This window comes from Nocardia speluncae NBRC 108251, assembly GCF_001613245.1.
Lineage (GTDB): Bacteria > Actinomycetota > Actinomycetes > Mycobacteriales > Mycobacteriaceae > Nocardia > Nocardia speluncae.
The window spans coordinates 1-4,429 of sequence record NZ_BDBZ01000042.1 but is presented as its reverse complement, the minus strand read 5'-3'; the positions used below and the strand labels follow the sequence as shown (position 1 = coordinate 4,429).

At 69.3% G+C, this 4,429-nt stretch carries 2 protein-coding genes; both read right to left on the bottom strand.

The window, feature by feature from the left end:
* The coding region (locus tag NS6_RS36110; RefSeq protein ID WP_443093660.1) for a 2-oxoglutarate dehydrogenase E1 subunit family protein at window positions 1–195 on the bottom strand (195 nt) is incomplete at its 3' end.
* 176 nt (window positions 196–371) lie between these two features.
* Complete coding sequence (locus NS6_RS30630; protein ID WP_068049356.1) at window positions 372–4,049, bottom strand: ABC transporter ATP-binding protein; 3,678 nt, start codon at window positions 4,047–4,049, stop codon at window positions 372–374.
* Window positions 4,050–4,429: the final 380 nt, after the last annotated feature.

Here is a 4,429-nt window from a genome sequence, read left to right as displayed (position 1 = left end):
GGGGGCGGCGGCGCGCGTCTGTATGGAGGCCGCCTCAGCCGGGACGGGGGCGGAATTCACCGTGGTGTCCGCCGGTGCCGCGGCGGACTGGTTGGTGTTGCCGGTAGCACCGGAGATCTCGGGAGTGTAGTCGGCGAGGAACTCGTGCCAGCTGGCGTCGACCGAGGATGGATCCTGTTTGAACTTCTGATACATCTCGTCGACCAGCCACTGGTTCTGACCGAACTGGGATTTTGAGCTGCTCACAGCAGGTGTTCGCCTCATTCCGTTCTTCGCGCTGCGACGTTTGTGACGTGCCCGGCACCGGGGATCGGGGGGTGGGTACCGATACGCCCTCTGACGAGGATAGGCCCCTGTGCCCATCGGCAAGGTCACCGACCACCGGTCTGCCCCGACCACATAGTTGACGACTCGTTTCCTATCGAGAATATTCCTTCGGCGTTACCGGCGGCTGTCCACAGGCGGGCATACTCTCCGCCGCCCGCCAGCAGCTCGGCGTGTGTCCCGATTTCGACGATGCGACCGTGCGCAACAACGGCGATTCGATCGGCGCGTGCGGCGGTCGCCAAGCGGTGCGCGACGACCACCGTCGTCCGGTTGCGCGCCAGCGAACCGGTGGCTGCCAGCACTTTCTCTTCGGTATCGGGGTCGAGGGTGGCGGTGGCCTCATCGAGGAGCAGCACATCGGGGTCGACGAGCTGGGCTCGCGCCAAGGCGATGAGCTGGCGCTGACCGGCGGACAGGCCGCGCCCGCGTTCCCCGACCGCCCGGTGCATTCCGCCGGGGAGGCCGGCGATCATCTCGGCCGCGCCCACCGCCCGCGCTGCCGCGGCGATCTCGGTTTCGGTCGCGCAGGGTTTCCCGAAGGCGATGTTGCTCGCGATATCGCCGGTGAACAGGTGAGCTTCCTGCGGGACCATGCCCAACCGGGAGCGGAACCGGTCCAGCCGGTAGTCGCGGATGTCCACCCCGTCGGCCCGGACCGTACCGGAATCGGTTTCGGCGAGGTCGTAGAGCCGGGCCAGCAGTTTGACGATGGTGGATTTCCCGGCGCCGGTGGCGCCGACCAGAGCCAGTGACCGGCCCGGCGCCACGGCCAGCGATACCTCGTCCAGTGCGGGGCGCTCGGTGCTCGGATAGCGGAAGCGGACGGCATCGAGCTCCAGATCCCCGCGCAGGCCGGCAGTGAGCGGGTCGGCGCCGGGCGGGTCGGCCCGGATCGACGACGGCGTGCGCAACAGTTCGCCGATCCGCCGCAGACCGACTCGCGCCTGCTGGTAACTGTCGAATACCTGCGACAGCTGCTGCACTGGGCCGAACAGCAGTTCCAGGTACAGCACGAACGCGATGAGGGTGCCGGCGCTGGTCTCGCCGGCGGCCACCGCATGCGCTCCGGTGAGTACCACCAGGGCCAGCGCCAGATCCGTCCACGACGCCATGAAGCCGAAGTACAGCGCGATGGCCCGCTGTGCCCGCATCCGGCTGCGGCGGTAGCCGGACGAGTATTCGGCGAACCGGTGCGCCGAACGCCGTTCGTGCCGGTAGGCCTGAACGGCGCGCAGGCCGGCGATGTTCTCCTGGAAGTCGGCGTTCACCGTCGACACCCGTTCCCGGGAGATGCTGTAGGCCACCGACGAGACCCGGCGGAAGATCACCGTGGCGATGATCAGCGGCGGGAGTACGCCCAGCAGCACCACGAGGGCGAGCGGCGGATCGATCACCAGCAGGGCGAGCGCGATCCCGGCCAGCGAGAGCGCACTCACCAGGGCGGTCGATACACCGGTCTGCAGGAAGGTGGACAGCGCGTCGACATCGGTGGTCATCCGCGTCATGATCCGGCCGGACAGTTCCCGCTCGTAGTAGTCCAGCCCGAGCCGCTGTAGATGGGCGTAACTGCGGATCCGCAACCCGTAGAGCACCCGCTCGCCGGTACGGGAGGTGAGCAGGGTGGTCGCGGCGGCCACCACCCACCCGGCCAGGACCAGTCCCGTCCCCAAGAGCGCGGTGACGGCAAGGGCGCCCGGGTCGGATCCGGCGACACCGGCATCGATGGCGTGCCGCACCAGCGGCGGGAAACCGATTCCGATGAGTGCGTCCAGGGCGAGTAGCAGCATCGAGGCCAGGACAAGGAGGCGCACCGGGTGCAGCAGGCGTGCCAGCCGGAAACCCGGATCGGGTCGGCGCAGCCGAGTGGGGTCGAGCCGGGGCTGTTCGTCGGCCGCGGGCAGGCGGGCGATCTCCCGGCGCAGCTCGGGTGTTTCGCTGAGATTCGCCGCCGCAGCCATCCGGTCCCTGGATTGCGCGACCGGCAGGCGCTGGGACACAGCGGCGGGGCCGCTCACGACGGCCGTCGCCGGCTCGGGCAGACGGATCACCCGGTCGGCGTGGGACAGGGTGGATTCGCGATGCGCGAGGATGATCGTGGTCCGTGCCCCTCGGTCGGGCAGGGCGCCGAAAATGGCCGCTTCGGTCACCGCGTCCACCGCCGACGTGGCGTCGTCGAGGATGAGAATCCGCGGCCGGGCCAGCAGTGCCCGCGCCAGCGCGATCCGTTGCCGCTGACCGCCGGAGAGGGTGAGTCCGCGTTCGCCGACCACCGTGTCGTAGCCGTCGGGCAGCGCTTCGACGAAATCGTCGGCGGCGGCCTGGCGGGCGGCCTCCCGGATCTCGGCGTCGGTGGCATCGGGCCGGCCCAGTGCGATATTGGCGGCGACGCTGGAACTGAACAGGAACGGATCGTCGAAGACCACACCGACGGCCGCGCGTAACCGGGCCGCGGCGACGTCGGCGATATCGACGGGCTCGGTGGCGCCCGTGCCGAGTAGCCGGATCCGGCCGGAATCGGGGGCGTAGAACCTGGGCAGCAGCAGTGAAAGGGTGGTCTTCCCGGACCCTGCCGGACCGATGATTGCGACAGTTTCACCGGGGCGTACCCGCAGGTCGAGATCACGCAGTATCGGTTCTCCGAGGTCGAAACCGAAGGTCACCGACTCCAGTTCGATTCCCAGTGGGCCGTCGGGAACAGGCACCGGCTGTGGCGGATCGGCCACTGCCGGACCGGCGTCGATCACCTGATATACACGTTCGGCCGCGGCGCGGGTGAGCTGGGCCAGGATGATCACCGACGCCATCGTGCGAGCGGTGGTGGTCATCGTCGTGACATAGGCGCTGAAGGCGAGGAAGGTACCGAGGCCGATGCTGCCCTGCAGGGCGAGCCAGCCGCCGAGCGCGATCACCACCACCAGACCTGCCTGCGGTATCGCCGCCAGGGTGGGGGAGAAGCGGGCGTTGATACCGGCGGCGCGCATCCGTTCGGCGAACAACCGGCGCCCGTGCTGTTCCAGCACATCGACCATGCGCGCTTCCTGGCCGAACCCCTTGACCACCCGAACCCCGGTGACCGTCTCTTCCACATGCTGGGCCAGCTCCGCTGCCCGCTGCTGGGCCGACCAGGTGGCGGCGTGCAGCCGGGGCCGCATCCGGTACACCACGGCGATCACCAGCGGCACCATCAGCAACGCGGCCGCTGCCAGCGGTGGGGACAGCCACAGCATCACCCCGGCCGCGAGCACGAACTGCAGCAGCGACATCCCCGACAGCGGTGCCATCGCCAAGAGCGATTGCACCAGTTGCAGGTCGGTGATGGAGCGGGATACCACCTGGCCGGTGCGCAGTGCGTCCTGGCCCGCGCCGTCGAGCCGTTGCAGCGAGCTCAGCAGTTGCAACCGCAGATCGTGCTGGACATCGAGGGAGAGCTTCCCGGCGAGCATGCGCCGCCCGAACGAAGCGGCGAACCGCCCGGCCGCGAGCACGGCCAGCAGCCCGGCGACGATACCGATGACCCGGGTGGCACCGGTGGTTGCCGAATCCACAGCCCATTTTGTGAGCAGCGGCGCCACGATCTCGGCCGCTGCACCGGCCACCAGTGCCAGCCCGATACCGGCCAGTGTGGCGCGATATTGCCGGCATTGCGACCACAGCCTGCGGATCCACCCGGGCTGCGCACCGCTGCCGCCGGCCCGCTTCGCCGCCTGCCCCGGCTCGTTCATATCTCGTCGACCGGATGGGCGCACGGTTTCTGCGCGGTCACCCTTCGCCGCCGTATCCGGGACCGGGTCACTCATACCGCGTCCATCGGGCACGCCCGGGTTCTCCGTCGCGCAATCGGTGCCGGGCCCGATCCGTTCATCCGCCCCTCCCGTATACCCCCGCAATCACCTGCCATCGACCATAACGACGCCTACCGACAGGGTCTTGTTCCCGAGAGCGGGGTCCGGCGGGTCAGAGCTCCGTGTGACGCAGCGTCCACCAGCTCCAGCCGCCGATTCCCACGGTCCACAGCAGCAGCACAACGATCGCCGCGGGCGCCGGGGCCAGCAGATCGGCATCGGCGAAGGATCCGGAGAACAGGGTGCTCAGTGTGGCGGAC

Bases quoted from the DNA above. Each gene is read 5' to 3' on its own strand.
- NS6_RS30630 (WP_068049356.1), bottom strand. From the start codon at position 4,049: ATGAACGAGCCGGGGCAGGCGGCGAAGCGGGCCGGCGGCAGCGGTGCG.